This is a genomic window from Streptomyces sp. NPDC007917, from assembly GCF_042959105.1.
Classification (GTDB): domain Bacteria; phylum Actinomycetota; class Actinomycetes; order Streptomycetales; family Streptomycetaceae; genus Streptomyces.
This window is the reverse complement of record NZ_JBIBKK010000039.1, coordinates 1-16,053: the sequence shown is the minus strand read 5'-3', so window position 1 is coordinate 16,053 and position 16,053 is coordinate 1. Positions and strand designations below refer to the sequence as shown.

At 68.0% G+C, this 16,053-nt stretch carries 18 protein-coding genes and 1 pseudogene; 5 read left to right on the top strand and 14 right to left on the bottom strand.

The annotated features are described in order from the left end of the window. Positions 1-108: 108 nt before the first annotated feature. Both ACFZDL_RS43365 and ACFZDL_RS43360 read right to left on the bottom strand, forming a co-directional pair. The gene (locus ACFZDL_RS43365) at positions 109-465 is read right to left on the bottom strand and encodes a hypothetical protein (protein WP_353596198.1); all 357 of its coding nucleotides are present in this window, start codon (positions 463-465) and stop codon (positions 109-111) included. Positions 466-695: 230 nt separating this feature from the next. Next, positions 696-1,235 (bottom strand): hypothetical protein, encoded by a 540-nt coding sequence (locus ACFZDL_RS43360; RefSeq protein ID WP_353596199.1) that lies wholly within the window; start codon positions 1,233-1,235, stop codon positions 696-698. 111 nt (positions 1,236-1,346) lie between these two features. Between ACFZDL_RS43360 and ACFZDL_RS43355 the strand changes: the two genes are divergently transcribed. Together ACFZDL_RS43355 and ACFZDL_RS43350 are read left to right on the top strand one after the other, a co-directional pair. Next, positions 1,347-2,585: a hypothetical protein gene (locus ACFZDL_RS43355; protein WP_353596200.1), complete on the top strand. Its 1,239-nt coding sequence runs from the start codon at positions 1,347-1,349 to the stop codon at positions 2,583-2,585. A 109-nt stretch (positions 2,586-2,694) separates the two neighbouring features. Then, positions 2,695-3,606 (top strand): phosphotransferase, encoded by a 912-nt coding sequence (locus tag ACFZDL_RS43350; protein ID WP_391194150.1) that lies wholly within the window; start codon positions 2,695-2,697, stop codon positions 3,604-3,606. A gap of 123 nt (positions 3,607-3,729) precedes the next feature. On the opposite strand, the gene ACFZDL_RS43345 is transcribed toward ACFZDL_RS43350, so the two are convergent. The 4 genes and pseudogenes from ACFZDL_RS43345 to ACFZDL_RS43330 form a co-directional block, all read right to left on the bottom strand. After that, entirely contained in the window at positions 3,730-4,476 is a 747-nt protein-coding gene (locus ACFZDL_RS43345; RefSeq protein ID WP_353596202.1) for a VCBS repeat-containing protein, read from the bottom strand. Positions 4,477-4,727: 251 nt separating this feature from the next. Continuing rightward, entirely contained in the window at positions 4,728-5,399 is a 672-nt protein-coding gene (locus ACFZDL_RS43340; protein WP_353596203.1) for a DUF4232 domain-containing protein, read from the bottom strand. 365 nt (positions 5,400-5,764) lie between these two features. Beyond that, positions 5,765-5,989, bottom strand: a pseudogene (locus ACFZDL_RS43335) (DNA-binding protein); the annotation flags it as partial. A 207-nt stretch (positions 5,990-6,196) separates the two neighbouring features. After that, entirely contained in the window at positions 6,197-6,535 is a 339-nt protein-coding gene (locus ACFZDL_RS43330) for a MerR family transcriptional regulator (protein WP_353596204.1), read from the bottom strand. A 628-nt stretch (positions 6,536-7,163) separates the two neighbouring features. Between ACFZDL_RS43330 and ACFZDL_RS43325 the strand changes: the two genes are divergently transcribed. Further along, positions 7,164-7,538 carry a hypothetical protein gene (locus tag ACFZDL_RS43325; protein ID WP_353596205.1) on the top strand — a complete coding sequence of 125 codons (375 nt, stop codon included), beginning with the start codon at positions 7,164-7,166 and terminating at the stop codon, positions 7,536-7,538. Positions 7,539-7,670: 132 nt separating this feature from the next. On the opposite strand, the gene ACFZDL_RS43320 is transcribed toward ACFZDL_RS43325, so the two are convergent. The 4 genes from ACFZDL_RS43320 to ACFZDL_RS43305 all read right to left on the bottom strand — a co-directional run bounded on the left by ACFZDL_RS43320 (position 7,671) and on the right by ACFZDL_RS43305 (position 10,459). Next, positions 7,671-7,979 (bottom strand): SCO5918 family protein, encoded by a 309-nt coding sequence (locus ACFZDL_RS43320; RefSeq protein WP_353596206.1) that lies wholly within the window; start codon positions 7,977-7,979, stop codon positions 7,671-7,673. Positions 7,980-8,024: 45 nt separating this feature from the next. Beyond that, on the bottom strand, positions 8,025-8,423 hold the full coding sequence (locus ACFZDL_RS43315; RefSeq protein WP_353596207.1) for a CBS domain-containing protein: 399 nt from the start codon (positions 8,421-8,423) through the stop codon (positions 8,025-8,027). A gap of 45 nt (positions 8,424-8,468) precedes the next feature. Further along, complete coding sequence (locus tag ACFZDL_RS43310) at positions 8,469-9,986, bottom strand: DEAD/DEAH box helicase (protein ID WP_353596208.1); 1,518 nt, start codon at positions 9,984-9,986, stop codon at positions 8,469-8,471. Between the two features lie 269 nt (positions 9,987-10,255). Further along, on the bottom strand, positions 10,256-10,459 hold the full coding sequence (locus tag ACFZDL_RS43305) for a cold-shock protein (RefSeq protein ID WP_030173817.1): 204 nt from the start codon (positions 10,457-10,459) through the stop codon (positions 10,256-10,258). 371 nt (positions 10,460-10,830) lie between these two features. Between ACFZDL_RS43305 and ACFZDL_RS43300 the strand changes: the two genes are divergently transcribed. Then, positions 10,831-11,211, top strand: coding sequence for an HTH domain-containing protein (locus ACFZDL_RS43300; RefSeq protein WP_353596209.1), 381 nt, complete (start codon positions 10,831-10,833; stop codon positions 11,209-11,211). A gap of 144 nt (positions 11,212-11,355) precedes the next feature. Here the strand turns inward: ACFZDL_RS43300 and ACFZDL_RS43295 are convergent, their stop codons facing one another. The 4 genes from ACFZDL_RS43295 to ACFZDL_RS43280 form a co-directional block, all read right to left on the bottom strand. Further along, positions 11,356-12,594: a PP2C family protein-serine/threonine phosphatase gene (locus ACFZDL_RS43295; RefSeq protein WP_353596210.1), complete on the bottom strand. Its 1,239-nt coding sequence runs from the start codon at positions 12,592-12,594 to the stop codon at positions 11,356-11,358. A gap of 598 nt (positions 12,595-13,192) precedes the next feature. After that, complete coding sequence (locus tag ACFZDL_RS43290; protein ID WP_353596211.1) at positions 13,193-13,468, bottom strand: hypothetical protein; 276 nt, start codon at positions 13,466-13,468, stop codon at positions 13,193-13,195. Between the two features lie 90 nt (positions 13,469-13,558). Next, the gene (locus ACFZDL_RS43285; RefSeq protein ID WP_353596218.1) at positions 13,559-13,819 is read right to left on the bottom strand and encodes a hypothetical protein; all 261 of its coding nucleotides are present in this window, start codon (positions 13,817-13,819) and stop codon (positions 13,559-13,561) included. Positions 13,820-14,130: 311 nt separating this feature from the next. Beyond that, the gene (locus ACFZDL_RS43280; RefSeq protein ID WP_353596212.1) at positions 14,131-14,679 is read right to left on the bottom strand and encodes a DUF5994 family protein; all 549 of its coding nucleotides are present in this window, start codon (positions 14,677-14,679) and stop codon (positions 14,131-14,133) included. 260 nt (positions 14,680-14,939) lie between these two features. Between ACFZDL_RS43280 and ACFZDL_RS43275 the strand changes: the two genes are divergently transcribed. Continuing rightward, positions 14,940-15,467, top strand: coding sequence for a DUF5994 family protein (locus ACFZDL_RS43275; protein ID WP_353596213.1), 528 nt, complete (start codon positions 14,940-14,942; stop codon positions 15,465-15,467). Positions 15,468-16,053 lie beyond the last annotated feature (586 nt).

Sequence of the window (16,053 nt, the reverse complement as noted above, 5' to 3'; positions counted from 1 at the left end):
TCCGGATCAATTGGCGAGCCACCCGCCCGGGCACCTCAGCCGCCCCGGTCAACGCCTCCTGACCCGGTTCCCCGTACGGCGAGGCGGCGCTCCGGCGCCGCATGCGCCCTACTCCCTGGTCATCGACACCGTCGCGCCGTCGGCCGTGGTGAGGGTGAGAAACACCGTGACTCTGGCACCGAACGCGCTGGAGAGATCCACGGTCTCGCCGCCCTGTGCCCCCATGCATCCAAGCGTCATGCCCGTCTGTGCGGGGACGTCGAGGACCAGTCCGTCCTGCGGCCCCGTCGACCCAATTCCCCGAAACTGACTCGGGGGCGTCAGGATTTGTACGCCCCCTTGCGACGTTTCGATGTTTCTGGCCCAGATGTGCAGGACAAAGTCCGCATCGCTGGTCACATGAACGACGCGCTCGTTATCGCCGAGACCGAAGTAGCCTCGCACCACGTGATCGCCGACTGGCATGGGAATGCTTCCCTTCCGGGGCGCGCCATGTCTCCCATGAGCCGGTGACTCCACTGCCGCCCCGTGACCATCGTCCTCGGCGAGGAAGCGGCAGGCCAAAGCTGCTGGTCCATACGGAGCAAAGGCCCCCCGGACGAGGTCTGACCGTATGCCCGGTCACCCCGAGGCCGGTCACCCCGAGCCCGGTCACCTGAGGCCGATCACCCCGAGGCCGATCACCCCGAGGCCGATCACCCCGAGGTCGTGCCGCTGCACCCGACGGTGAGGGTGTGACCTGGCTTGTTCTTCTTCGTCTCCTCGTCGATGAGCTTGCCATTGACGAATATCCGGCAGCCGATTTCCGTCTTCGGCTCCACCGAACCCGCTTGCAGCGACAGCGACCTTCCCGGCTTCACCTTGAACTTCTTCGACCACGGCGTCTTGACCTCATCGAGATCCAGGTCCGCATCGCCGCCGCTGTTCTTGGTGTCGGTATACAGGCTCGAGTTGATACCGGGGATGTACACGCTCGCCGGCGAATCCCCCGTCACCTTGAATTCGACAGTCACCATGCCGCCGTCGGCGCCGTCCTTGTCGCCGTCGTCGGAGCAGCCTGCCAGCAGGGCTCCCGTGATGACCAGACAGGCCGCGGCCTTGTGTGTACGCATTGTTCCCCAACGGTCTTTTTCGCGCAGCCGGCTGCGGATTTCGGGCAACCGGCCGCGAGTAATCCTCACATGCGTTCCGCGGGTGATCCAGCGTTTCCGGCCCGGTCCCTGGATCAGTTCCACTGCACCGGAGATGAGTTGCGGGGCATGTCGAGGTTGTGGTCGTGGTGGACTCCGCCACTCTGCGTGACCATTCAAGATGTCGCGCCGTATATGCGCATTTAGAGTGTCACCGTGATGCGAACACACAAGATCATCCCGTTACTGACGGTCGTCGTCTTCGTGGTGTTGCACCTCTTCGCCTATCCGGGCACACGCTTCTCCAACGACTCATACCGCTACGCCCGCTCAGCGTACGAGTTCCTGGGCGACCCCTACCGCAAAGCCCAGGACAAAGCGCTGCGGGCCTACTGCGCGGACACGGCGGCCATGCTTCAGCGCGGCCGCATGCTGCACCAGATCCAGTTCCGGGCCCCGGTACGCCCCCAAGAGTTCCAGGATTGCCTGAATCAGCATGCGGATGGCCTCAATCCCAGCAATCCGCGGTACGAGGCGCTCTTTCATGCCCGCCCCGCCTATCCACTGATGTCCGCACCGCTCGTCCGGCTCCTGGGGGCCAAGGCGGGGCTGACGGCCGTCGCCCTGGGTTTCACGGCGCTCGGAGGGCTGCTGGTCCTGGTGCTCCTGCGCGCGCTGCGCGCACCGCCTCCGGTGGCATGGCTCGGTCAGTGCCTGTACTACGTCACGCCCATTGGGCTGTGGGGCAGCCGGCCCATGACGGAAGGTCCGGTGATCGCCCTCCTGGTGGCCATGCTGCTCGGCGCGGTGTGGCTGTGCCAGGGGCGGTGGGTGGCGGGGGCTCTGCTGTCCGTAGGGGCCTTCGCACTGGGTTTCGCGGTCAAGTACTCAAGCTTCGCCCTGGTGGGGCCATGCCTGGTGGCGGCGAGTGCCACGGCGCTGCTGTTCGTCCCACAGGCCCGGCACAGGGGCACGCGCTGCCTGCTCGTCGTCTCGCTCCTCGAGTCCGTGGTCGCCTTTGCGATGAGCAGGGTGCTCCGACTGCCCGGATTGGAGGATTCGCTCCAGGACACCTTCTCCCTCCACTGGACGTATTCCGAAGTCGCCGACCCATGGCGCCGGCTGGCCCGGCTCGATGCCAACTACTGGTGGCAGTGGCTCCAGGGCGAGGCGCTGGCTCCCTCCCTGCTCTTCCTCCTGGCGCTGGGCGTCTGGGGCGCGATGAGCCGCTCGGTGCCCATCGCGCTGTGCCTGATCGCCGTGGGCGGTACGGGCCTGCTGTCGTCCGTGGCCCACCCGCTGGCGATGGAGGGCGACAGGCTCTATGTGCAGGTGTGGTTGGTGGTCGTCGTCGGGCTGCCGCTCCTGGTCGACCATTACCTCTCCGTGCACAGCTCCGCTCTCCCCGGAGGTCAGCTCGGTTCACCGGCCGTCGGGACGGCACCGCGACCATGATCGACAGCTCCGATGAAAGCCTTTGCGCCTGCCGCCGCATGGATGGTGAGGTGGCGCGGTGACCAACCACGATGGGGCGGCGGCTGTCCGACCGCTGACACTGGCTTGGGTGAGCCGGCACCTGGAGGCCGGCGAACGGGTCGTCGGAACCGAGTCGCTGCCCGGCGGCATCACTGCCGAAATGCGGAGACTGACCATCGCCACGCGGGACGGAGCCACCCGCGACCTGGTGCTGCGGAGCTTCGTCAACCCGTTCTACGCGGAGCACGCCGAAGACTGGCTGCACAGGGAGACTGGCGCCCTGACCCTGCTCACGGGGACCGGCGTATCGGCTCCTGGACTGGTCGCGGTCGATCCGACCGCCGCGCAGTGCGAGTATCCGTCGCTCCTCATGACACATCTGGCGGGCCGGACGGTCCTCGACGATGAGGGAGTGGAGACACGCGTCCCTCTGCTGGCCCGTCAACTCGTGGCGATCCACGCGCTGCGCCCCGCCGAGCGGCCCCGCGAGTACGTCACGTTGACGACCGCCGACACCGTCGTCGTTCCGAAGGGCGCCGACGCGGCGGCATGGGCCGCGGCGATCGACGTGATCCGCAAGCCCGCGCCGCCCTATGAAGGGCGATTCCTGCACCGGGACTTCCAACCCGGCAACGTGCTGTTCGACGTGGCGCCCCCAAGCCCGGCGGATGCCCGGATCACCGGCGTCGTCGACTGGGCAGCGACTTCCTGGGGCCCGGCGGATCTCGATGTGGCGCACTGCGCCACCAATCTCGCCCTGCTGCACGGCCCGGCGTGGGGCCTGCGGTTCACCGAGGCGTATGAGGAGGCCGGCGGGGTGCTGGCCGCGGCCGCGGGCGAGCGGCTGTACTGGCTGGTGCGGGACGGGCTGGCGTGCTCGGAAGAAGTGCGGTCGGTGTCGCGGCCGTGGCGGGAGGCGGGGAGGACGGAGCTGACGACGCGAGTCGTGGAGGAGCGGCTGGACGCCTATGTCACCGCCCTGATGGACGCGCTGGGCTGAGCCACGGCGGCCCAGGGCACGGGCCGGCGGCGAGCGCAGGTCCCGGCCCGGCGGCGCCGGGCAAGGTGGTCCTTGCCCGGCGCCGCCGGTGTTCCGGAGGGCCGGGCGGGCGGCCGGTCGTGGTCAGGAGCAGGGCTTGTAGAACTGGGCCCAGCCGTCACTGGGCATGGCCGGCGGCTCGCCCGTGGACCCGAACGCGCCGTACTTCACCTTCAGTTCGTAGTCGAAGTCCCCCGGGCCGCTGTCCGGCTGCGTCAGACGCACGTCCCGGTCCAGTTGCCCGTCACCGTTGTTGTTGAGGATCGCGAGGTCCGGGTAGGCGTCGTCGCCGTAGTTGGCGATCCGAAGCTGCTGGACCTCGCCGTGGTCGCCGATGTCGGAGTGCCGGGAGCCGGCGGAGCTCAGGTTCGCCCGCTTGAGCGGGCCGGGGCGGTATTCCGCGACGCGCGCTGTCGAGGGGTCGTCGATGCCGGACGGCTTGACGATGTTGACGACTATGTCCAGGGTGCCGTCGTTCTGGAAGTCGGCGACCGCGGCGGTCGCGACCTCCCCCGTCTTCGCGCCCAGGAGTTTGCTGACGGCCTGCTTCTCCCCGAACGAACCGTCCGCGGCCCCCCACTGGATCGTCATCTTCGTCCCGGTGTGCCCTGGATTCGCGATCTTGTCCGGGTGGCCGTCACCGTCGAGATCGCCGACCAGCGTCGTGGCGCCGGCCAGGCACGGGGCTGTCGCCACGGTTGCCTTGCCGCCCCGCCCTTCGCCGCCCGAGGGCGACGACCCGGCCGCAGTGGCCTGGTAACCGGCGACCGTCAGGGTCAAGGCGACAGCCGCGACCGGGACGCCGATCAGACGTGCGCGCTTGTCAAGCATCTACGAACTCCTCACGTCGTTGCTGCACGGTGATACACGCGTAACGCTCCGCGAGTGACGGGAATCGAACGCGCGCCCCAGGCTCGGGAGGCACCAGCCCCCGCACGGCTGATCAGCGCGCTGACCTGGGTGAACGAAGCCTGAAGCGCTCATGCGCAGCAGTCCGCGGTATCCGCTGTCGACCGTGGTCCACCGCTCGTCCCGGCGCGCATCCGACACGACTGCGAGCGCACAGTCGGCGGCCCGGCGAGTTACTGGTCCGTGCCGCCGTCGAAGGGAACGGCATCCGCGGCGGAGGTGTGCCAGTTGGTGACGATGGGCTTGTCGACGGTGATGGTGTCGACCGGCAGGGAGACCGGGTTGGGGTCGTCAGCACCGATGCCGACGATGATGCTGGTCAGTTCCTTGCCACCGTTTTCCATGGTGGTCTTCGGGTTCACCCCGGCGTAGGCGACGGTTCCCTTGCCCAGCGTGATCTGCTCGCCCACGGCCTGCTCCGCAGGGCCGGCCTCGGTGCCGTCCGACCCGAAGGCCACCGTGGGAAGCTCGGCGGGCAGGACACAGGTGATCCCGGGCTTGGCCTTCGCGATGATCAGGATGTATCCGCCGGCCTGCGACTCGGCCCTGGTGCTCCAGGAAATGTCGTTGGCCCCGCACTCCTGCCCGACCTTGCCGCGCTCGCCGCTGCCGGTGTCGGCGCCGGAGCCCACACCATCCTGGGTTCCCTTGCCCTTCGCCACGGAGGACTTGGCCGATGAGCCGGCGCCGGTGTCCTTGTCAGCCGCAGCCTCGGCGGAGGCCGACGAGTTACCGGACTGACCACTCGCGCCGTCCGAGGACTGGCAGGCGGTGGCGAGCATCGCGGCGGTCACCAGCAGACCGGCGCCGGCGAACGTACGGAGTCGGGAGCGGGTGATCAGCATGAGAAGACCTTCTTCGTCATCAGCGGAGTGGTACACCCAGCGACGTTTCGCCCGGTGTGATGCTCACCCTGCCAGCGGCGCCTACCGTCCCAGTAACGCGCCACTAACGAAGCACTGGCGCCACCACAACCGACCCACCCGCACGGCCCCGAAGGCTCCCGCCCGGGCCGACTCGGCGGCGACGACGGGCACAACGAAGCAGCCCCGGACTGCTGGCCCGGGGCTTTGCACGGGAGCGGGTGATGGGAATCGAACCCGCGCTCTGAGCTTGGCCGCTCTGTCCGGTGCGCATCTGGTGCGGGTGTCCAGCGCGACATTCGTCTGTCCTGCGAAGTCCGCGTCTCATAGGGCGATCAGCCGCACACGGTCACCGGTGTGACCGGTTCGACTTTGACGCGCGGCAGCGTCCGGTTCAGACGCGGGAGGTTCACCCGTGTGTGGCTAACCTCCACGATGGTGTTGGCGCCGACCACGAAATCGGCTCCCATTTTGTGGAACACCTGGAGCATCGCAAGAAGCTTCCGGTCTTGCGCGATCCATGCGGACAGTCCCTGTGAGTCCAGGACGACCGTCTCGATGTGGGCACTCAAGCGGCGTCCGTGTGATCGACAGCGCCGGCGGTGCCGAAGATCTTGGTGTGGGCCTCGGCCAGTTCCTCGTCCGTGAAGGCGCCGTGCGGGCGCCGTCCTCGGCTCACCGGCTTTGACCCCGACCCCCGGCGTGCTGCTGTCGGACGTGGATGAGCGCTGTCAGGCTCCGCTTCCGTGTTCCAGCCGGCCGGCTGTGCCTGGACGGGCTCATTGAAGGTCGTCGTGCTGTTCGGACGCGGCGCGGCGGAACTCCGCGTTGATGCGCTGAGCTTCCTCGAGCTGGTCCTCGAGGATGACGATGCGGCAGGCGGCCTCGACCGGCATGCCCTGATCGACGAGTTCGCGGGCGCGGGCGGCGATCCGCAGTTGGTAGCGGGAGTACCGGCGGTGCCCGCCCTCGGAGCGGAGCGGGGTGATGAGCCGGGCCTCACCGATGGCGCGGAGAAAGCCGGGGGTGGTGCCGACCATCTCGGCTGCCCGTCCCATGGTGTAGGCGGGGTAGTCGTCGTCGTCCAGATGACCACTGAGCGGATTGTCTTCTGTCATTCTCACCTCGTTGAGCAACGCGTCGAGGGGCCCCGGTGCCGTACGCACCAGGGCCCCGAAGGAAATTCAACACCATCTGTCGGCCCTACTGCTGTGCCGACCTTCTGTTTTCCGCTACGCCGCCTGGGAAGGGCAGCAGCGCGGGGATCGCGGATGCGTGACCGTGGACCACCTTCCATTCCGGGGTCTTGCGGTACCCGGGCCGGTTCACCCGTGCCCGGGCGATCCTGATGGCGTCTGCTTCCTCCGTTCTTCGCTGGGTCATCCACTTCGTGCCGGCCGGTGCGGCTGCCAGTCCCGTCACCTTCCCGGGAACAACCTGGCTTTGGAGCTCCAAGCCGCACCGACCTGCAAACTTCCTGTACTGCTACCCGCCAGTTCGTGTCTGCCGGGTCTGTCTTGACTGTGTCTACGAGAGAAACACTAACCGCGCGACAGCCCAATGTCTAGTCTGGCGAACATAGATTTTGGTGTGCATGGGCCTGAGATAACCTGCGGTCCGTAACTGGCAGGCGCGGCCGGTCATCCGGCCGGCTCAGGCGCCGCACCCCCGGCAGGAGGCCTCGGCCCGTCCGCCGCCGCGTCCTTGGGGCCCAGCCGGCCGGATCGATGAATAAAATCGGCTCTCATGTCGAACGCTGACGAACTGCTCGTTGACGTGGCCGCCATGGTGGAGTCCGAGCAGAGCACTCAGATGTCCCTGACCGTGGTCACCGGCGGCGCTGTCATCACCGGACGGTTGGCTCCCGAAGCCGTGTGGAGGCAGCGTGTGTCGGAGATCCTGAGGGACTCGGACCGCCTTGGCCCCTTCTCCGGCGTCTTCACCGCCGACGAGACGCAGGACCGGCCTGACCGCGGCGAGCCGCCCACCCATCTGCACTTTCACGTCGCCCGGATTCTGCAAGGCAGCATGGGGATCCCCGAGACGGGCGGGATGTACCGCGTCGCGATCAAGGACGTCAGCGGTTGGACCGTTGGCGACTTCAGCTACTCCGACTCATGAGTCACGGACACCTGGCCGGCCCGGGAGGCGCTGTCTTGCCGACCAGACACTGAACGCATTGAGGGCTCGACCGGCGCGCGCCGGTCGAGCCCTCAATGCTGTCCTGCTCTCGGTTGTCGCCTGCTCCGCCGGTTACGAGGGCGCGGAGGTGCCGAGCTGAGCCGACGCTTCCTCAAGCCGAGTGAGGCCGCGCGCGGGTGAGGTTTCGGGGAGGGGGCGGCACGTGAAGCCGAGACGGGTCATGGCCCTGGTGACTTCGCCGACGGTGAAGTCGCGACGGTCCTGACCGGTGATGACTTCGCCTACTTGCTTCACGGGGTATTGGCGGCGGCCGATGATCACGGACTCACCCGTGATGAGCTCGGGCTTGACGTCCTTCATCGACGCCAGCACCCCGCTCTTGGTCAGGTCGAACGGGAAACGGGCGATGATGCAGCGCATGGGTGCCTCACAGGAATAGGGAGAAGGGTCTGACCGGGGGGCGGATCAGCGTGAGAGGGCGAGAACGCCCACGGCGCAGCCGTGCTCGTCGACGACGGGCAAGGCCCCGAGCTGCCCGTGCCGCATCGCGCGCTCCGCCTCGGCGATCGTGGTCATGGGCGAAGCGAACGGTCCGCTGTCGCCGAGAATGTCCCGCAGGCGGACCCGATCCGTGTATGCGGAGCTGTCGCGGACGACGGTGAGCTGGGCCTGAGCGATCAGGCCCGTGCACCGGCCGTCCTCGTCATGGACGAGCAGGTGCCCGGCACGGGCACTGGCCATGACGGCCAAGGCCACCTCCACGGTCATGTCGTCCCAGACCTGCGGGCCGGGCGCATCCATGGCGTCGACCACAGGCTTGGTGGCGGAATCCGCCGGGCTCGGCGTCATCTGAATCAGCGGCAAAGAGTGCCTCCTGGGGGACTGGGCAAGAGCGCTGACCTCTGAGTTCTAGGCTGCCGCGGCGGGGGCGGACTGCCGCTGAGCCGTGTGGCGTGCCGCCTGGCCGGTCCGGCGGTCCTTGGCGGTACGGCTGCGTCGGCCGCGAGAGGCGGGGACGCCGCGCTTGGGGCGCTCGACCACCGGTGCCGTGATGACGACCGGAATACCCGACGGAGTTCGCGCGCCGGTGATGCGGCTCAGTTCGGCCTCCCCCGAACGGACCTGGGTGGTCCGAGGGCGGATCCCGGCGTCCGACATGAGACGGACTATGTCGCGGCGCCGGCCGGGCGTCACCAGGGTGACGACGAGACCGGACTCGCCGGCGCGGGCCGTGCGGCCTCCCCGGTGGAGGTAGTCCTTGTGGTCACTGGGCGGGTCCACATTGACCACCAGGTCGAGGTTGTCGACGTGGATCCCGCGTGCCGCGACATTGGTCGCCACCAGGACCGTCACATGCCCCGTCTTGAACTGGGCCAGGGTCCGGGTGCGCTGCGGCTGCGACTTTCCACCGTGCAGTGCGGCAGCCCGCACACCACTCTTCAGCAGGTGGCTGGTGAGCTGGTCGACGGCGTGCTTGGTGTCCAGGAACATGATCACGCGGCCCTCTCGCGCCGCGATCTCGGTTGTCACCTGATGCTTGTCCGTGCCGTGCACATGGAGCACGTGGTGCTCCATCGTGGTGACCGCAGCCGCGGACGGGTCAACGGAGTGGACCACTGGGTCGGTCAGGTACCGGCGGACCAGAAGGTCGACGTTGCGGTCCAAGGTGGCTGAGAACAGCATCCGCTGCCCCTCAGGGCGCACCTGCTCCAGCAGCGCTGTGACCTGCGGCATGAAGCCCATGTCGGTCATCTGGTCAGCCTCGTCCAGGACGGTGATGCCGACCTGGTCCAGGCGGCAGTCGCCCCGCTCGATGAGGTCCTTCAGCCGGCCCGGCGTCGCGACGACGACCTCAGCCCCACCACGCAGCGCACCGGCCTGCCTGCCGATCGACATCCCACCGACCACCGTGGCCAGCCGCAGCTTCACGGAGCGGGCGTACGGAGTGAGCGCATCGGTGACCTGCTGTGCCAGCTCCCGGGTGGGCACCAGCACCAGCGCCAGCGGCTGCCGGGGCTCGGCTCGCCGGCCGGCCGTACGGGCCAGCAGCGCCAGCCCGAAGGCGAGGGTCTTGCCGGATCCGGTGCGCCCGCGGCCGAGTACGTCACGACCCGCGAGCGAGTTCGGCAGGGTCGCCGCCTGGATGGGAAACGGTACGGTCACGCCTTCGGCGGCGAGCGCGACCAGGAGCTGCCGGGGCATCTCGAGGTCAGCGAACGCCTCGACGGCGGGGAGCGCGGGGCTGATCGTTACGGGCGGGGTGAACTCCCGCTGCGGCGTGGCGGGGCCGCCCCCGTAACGGCGCGAACGGCTCGGATTACCGGAGCGCTGGGAGCCCGTAGCCCCCCAGCGGCTGCCGTCCTTTCGGGAGCCGGAACTGCCGATACGGGTACGGGTGAAACGGTCGTTCGTACGTGTGCGGTTCATGCAGAACCTTCCTCGAAGCGGCACGCATCAAGGAATTTCTGCGACGTTGAGCAGCACAGAGAATCGCAAGAATGGGCCAAAACAAATGCGAAAGCGGATTCGGCCGGCGGGAAATGCTCACCGGTTGATGCCGAAACGGGCGGTGCGATCCGGGTCGGAGCGGCCGGAGCGTCGACTGTGGCGTGATGGATCAACCGCGCCCCGCGGCGCAACGAGTCGGGGCCCGCACCCAAGGTGCGGGCCCCAGCTGCGAACTGCGCGCGGCAGCGTCAGGCGGGAACGATGTTCTCGGCCGTCAGGCCCTTCTGACCCTGCGCGATGTCGAAGCTCACCTTCTGGCCTTCCAGGAGCTCGCGGAAACCTTGGGCGGCGATGTTCGAGTAGTGGGCGAACACGTCAGCGCCGCCACCGTCCTGCTCGATGAAGCCGAAACCCTTTTCCGCGTTGAACCACTTCACGGTGCCAGTAGCCATGTGTCACATCTCCTTCGGGGCAGTGCCCGGAGCCCGCACTGTGCGGACACCGCGTCGCCGCGATGATTGCCCCGCCCGGGAATGACCGGGAACATAAAAGAACTCCCATTGGCGTGAAGAGCCAGTGAGGGCCTTGAAGATTTTGGGAACCACAACTGCAACTGGAGTCAACAGTAGCACGGCGCATTCGACTGCGCGTAGTGAATGATTACGCGTCGTTTGGTACCGCAGAAATTTTCATCGCGCGTGACGGCGATTTCTCAGTTCGCGACCACAGATATTGGTCGCCCGGGACACTTGGTTGACCGGCTGACGGCCGGCCGTGGCGTGTCGGTGGTGACGCGGATACCGCCGCCCGCGCAAGCCGGTTGGTGTCCCTCCTCCTGCTCCTCCGGACCCGCCGCAAGCTGACCGCGGAGAAAGCGGGGGACGAGCCGGAGATGTCGGGCCGCATCATCTACCGGGACGTTGAATCACTGCACACGGTCGGCATCCCGCTGTACGGCGACGCCGACCCGGCCGGCGGCTATCAGCTCCTCGGCGGCTACTGGACCCGACCGACCGGCCTCAGCGCCGACGAGGCCCAGGCGCTCTTCCTCGCCGCACTGCTTGATTTCCGTCGGTTCAGCGGGATGCATCGCCTGCAAGCCCACCCGGCCCGAGGCCGGCCTTGCAGCGGCAAACCCGAGCGCCGCGTCCAGCCGCCGTGGCTGCCTCCGCGCCTGGGTGCCCAGCGGCGAACGCTCCGGTAGCCGCTGAGACTAACGCTGGGGGCCGAAGCAGCGTCGGGGCGGGTGCGGTGAGGTGGGGCGAGGCCGCGATGAGCCCCTGTAGGGGCGTGGCGTCGGGCCGCCACGCCCCGCCCGCGGAGCCAGGGGGGAACCTGCTGGTCATGCTTACACCGTGACGAGATGGTCGGCGGTGCCCCCGCACCACTCGACCAGGAAGAGCGTCGCGTCGTCAGTGGTGACCCCGCCGCGTTCTCGCATCAGGGTGTGGGACAGGCCGCGCACCATTTCCTGTACGCCTTCGCCCACGCACCCCGCGCGGTCCACGAAGTCGAGCAGTCGCTCCTCGCCGAACTGCTCTTCGCCGGTGCGGTGCTCCTCGATGAGACCGTCGGTGAAGAAGAGGATCCGGTCGCCGTGGGACAGCGCCTGGTCGCTGATCTGCGGGATGGCGCCGCCGAATCCGACGGGCAGGGTGCCCGGGCTCTCCAGCGCCTGGACGACGCGGTGGTCGCGGATCAACAGGGGCGCCGGGTGCCCGGCGTTGACCCATTGCAGGTGGCCGGTTCGGATATCCAGGCGCATCATCTGCGCCGTGACGAAGTGGTCGGGCCCGAACTGCTTGTCGATGGCCGTGTCCATGAACATGTACAGGTCGGCGAGGCCGACGTCGGCGCGTCTGGCGTGCCGGTAGGCACCGATGGCGACGGTGGCCAGCACGGCGGCGTCCAGCCCGTGACCCATGGCATCGATGACAGCCACGTGCAGGATGTTGTCGTTCAGGGCGTAGTCGAAGCTGTCCCCCGCGACGTCGTAGGCGGGCTCGAGGATTCCGGCCACCGCGACCTGCGGGGTGACCATGGTCAGCGGGGGCAGCAGTGACCATTGGATCTCCGCGGCCAGGCTCATCGGCTCACGGCGCCGGGCCCGGAAGAACTGATCGGTATAGCTGTTCTTGGTGACCAGCATGTCGGCGACCAGGCCGGCCAGGCGCCGCAGCAACCGCCGGTCGTCGTCATCGACGGTGCTCAGGGTGACGGCCAGCACCCCCACCACGTCGCTGCCGTCCAGCAGCGGCATGAACATCCGTACGCCATCGGCCTGCGGCTGTTCCACCATAGCCGCGCTGAGAAAAGCCCTGCCGGCCTGAGAATCGTCGATCAGCTCGGGCTCCCCGACCACGAGTCTCATGCCCGGCAGGGGAGCCAGCATCAGCTGGTCGTAGTCCTGAAGGAGGATTGAGACGTCCCGCCCGCCGATCCTGCCCACTTCCTCCGCGACCAGCGGGGCGATCAGCTGGGGTGGCATCTCGTGAGCCCGGTCCAGCAGCACACCCAGCAGCCGCTCGCCGAATCCCTCTGACCGATCCACGGTGACTTTACGGAAGTCCCGTTCACCCTCCGTCATGGCGGCCTCGTTTCGCCGGAGCGCCCTCACACAGAGGCGAGCCTCAGTGTTGTTCGCCGCATTTTGGTCCTGCTGCCTCCTCCACCCCAGCATCGCGCACATGAGGGTCTGCGACACCTGCCGCCAGGTCGCCGGAGCGCGACCGGTGCCTGAGGCGGCCGAAGAGCAAGGTGGGCACCCCGCCGGAGGCGTCTTGCCGTGGTTACCGCATCAGCCCAGCGACGCACTCTGAAGATTGCCGTGAGCTGCGCAGCCGTCGGTACCGTGTCCTGTTCCTTGGCCTGTAGAGGGGCTCGCACCGTCGAGGCGCAGGCAGAGCGAGGATCACGCACGCCGACCTTGTGACTCTTTGGGGTGACAGCGCCTCTTTGGCGCGACAGCATCGCGGTCGCGCCACTCGTGGATATTGCCCTGCTTCCTGCCGTCGTGCCGACGGCGACACAACGGCCCCGGCGTAGTCACACCGGGGCCGCCCTTTCGGGTCGGTTGCACGTGAGAGTGCACCGACCCACTCACCATGCTATGCCTGGGGTGCTTTTCCGGCATCACGGACTCTTTTAGGAATACGGCGCCTGGGGCGCAAACGCCCCGCGCCGCGTCAGCCACGTTCCTCCTCCTCTTCGCCCTCCATCAGCCGGATCCCTTGGTGCGTGAGTGTGGCCATCGCGGGTGTGTTTCCTCGCGCCCAGTCGACTGTGATGAGCCCCTCGCCGGCCAGATATGTGCAGGCGGCCGCCAGGTCCTGCTCAGGGACCTGGAGCTCGTCGCGCAGCTTCGCCCCGGTGACGCCAAGGAGGCGATTGCCTTCCGTGGCCTGGTACAGAGCCTTCATGATCGCTTCGCGGTAGTTCTTCCGCTCCTGCAGGGTTGCCATGGTTGCCGTTCCACGGGTGCAGGGCACCGACGAGGAGTCCCTGGACACGGGGCGTCGGTGCCCTGCCCGCACCCGTTGAGGGGCATCGCTTCAGACTTCATCCGTCTGCGTGCGGTCTTGTCCGGAGGACTGACTTGCCACCAGCCAGGACCGCGCCGGCCCTGCCGTGTGCGTGGTGTCCACGGTGAGATGCAGCCGGGTTCCGCCTTCGGCGCCGGCAGGGTAGCTGCGCTGTTCGGTCGCGGCGAAGCAACGACGGAGCACCTCGGCGACCTGACGGGCGGCCTCGGGGGACGCGGAGACGATACGCACCTCGGCGCGCCCTGCGGAGGGTGATTCGGGTGGCTGCATGGTGACCTCGTTCATCAGGAAGACGTCGCGGTGGGCGTGGGGCCACGCTTCGCACCCACCGGCCCAGGCCAGGAGAACGTCATGCATCTTTCGCGGCCCCGTCGCGGTGTTCGGGATGAGGCGGTGACGACGGCTGATCCGGCGGGCTTGCCGGCTGTCGGCTCTTCCGGCTCCGTGTAGTGGCATGCTGCCATCCGCTCGTTGTGCCGGTCATTGAGCAGATGGATCGGCCGCACTCCTCTGACGGTCATGGCAGTGATCACGGACCCGCTGAAGACGGTCTCCACGTCCTCACCTCCCTTCGGCGGAGCTCAGGAGTCCGGTCGGGTTCGGCTGCCGGCCGCCATAGGGGCGGGCCCGCCATCGGTCTCCCACTCCTCCTCCCGGGTGCGCGCCTCCCGGGCGTCACGGGTGGCGGTTTCGTTCGCCATCAGACCGCTGGCGGTCAGGAGGCTGCCCGGGGTGGCTGCGGCGGCCATCAGCCGGGCGGCGGCGGCCGCACTCGTCTCTGGCGGGATCACCAGAAGGTCCCAGCGGCCTGCGGTGTAGGAGAGCAGAATCAACTTGTGCGGGTCCTGCTCGTCAGTGAACCAGCCCACGTGCACCGTGTGCCCGGCCACAGGCACCTCGCGCGGGATCACGGGCCAATGGGCCGGGTTCACGGACACGCGAGTGATACGGCCCCAGCGTGCGTCCAGCACGTCCGTCAGGGCGGGCAGCTCACGGAGGAGATCCCGGGAGCGAGGCCACCACGCACCGTCCAGAAGACCTGGAACCGGGCTCACCGGAGTCAGGGACAGGCGGGCCGTTGGCGAGGACGCGCGCTCATGGTTGGTCGTACGGTCGATGGTCACGGTCATGGCGCGGACCTGTCCCCGGGCGCATTTTCAACGTCCCGGTGTTGTTGGTCGCCGAGAGCGACGCCCGCGTGGAAGCAGGTGTGCGAAGTACTCCCGGTGTTTTCACTGTACTCCGGGCGTTGGGCCGCTGAGCCCCGTGTGATCAGCGACTTCTTCAGGAACCCGGGTCTGTGTCCGCAGGGCGTGGGTGAGCCTGGGGCGTGCGCTCGGAGTACGGTGAAACCGGCGGTCCACCGAACCCCGCAGAGGGTGAGCAGACCATGTCCGACGCCGAGACCCCGCGACAAATGTATCTTCTGCCGGACGCGATCCACCGTGCTGTGAAACCTGGAACAGCCCTGCTGCGGTTGACGACGACACATACCCGTGAGGGCATTCTCGACGGTGCCTGGTGGCCGCGTTCCCGCGACGTACGCGCCGAGCTTCCTGCCCTGGTCACCGCGCTGACCGAGCACCTCGGGCCCGTCATGCGCGTCGGCCTGGACTCCAGCGCCTGGGAAGAACTGCCGACACGAATGATCATCGACGACCGTATCGTGCACATCGACTCGTTCCCAGTGGGTGACGACACCATCCTCATCACCCGAGGCGATCGAGATCTCTTCTCCCTGCTGGTGGTCCCGCCGCACGCGACGCCCGACGCGGCACGCGCGGCGATGGCCCGGGCCGTCCGTGTCGACAACGTCACGCAGGCCAAGCAGATCCTCATCGACACCGGCACCGGCCGAGCCCGCTCGATCGCCGAGGAAGGCCCGCAGGCAGGCCAGGAACGCCGCAGCACGTCCTGACGCCTCATCTGCCGCAACCATAGGCCGCGCAGCCGCCGTCCGCTGACGCCCAGTAAGGCACCGACACCACTCCCCTGATCAACGTCCGGCTATGAACTGTTCCGGAATGCCGTCGGCATCGGGACCATGACGGCTGAACGTGCCTCCTTGGCGCGCGGTTGGCCCTTGCCCGTCGGTACATTCATGGGCGGCCTCCGCTCCCGTCCGGGCGGGTCGAACAATGTTGCGTTCTCCGTGGTTGAGAGATAGTTCGGCCCGCCCGCTCGTGATTGGGGAGGCGCGGACCCGGGCGAGGCGAAGCATAGTGGCGCGCAAATCGGGTGAGCGTGAGCTTGGGAAGGGAATGCCAGGCTCAAGGCACCTCGCCGCTGTGGATGCTGGGGCTACTACCGAAGAGCAGGTCAAGGGGCGGAGGGCGACTCTCCCACGATGCCGATCTCGGTGCCCCCAAGGCCCGTGCCCTTTACGTGGCCCCATCAGCAGGGCGTGTAAGTAGCTGTTGTCTTTTCGATCTTGAGCGGTGGCGGTCGAACGCGGATTCCCGGTCGGGTGATCCTGCCGTGGCCAGAGCATGAAGACGGGGCCT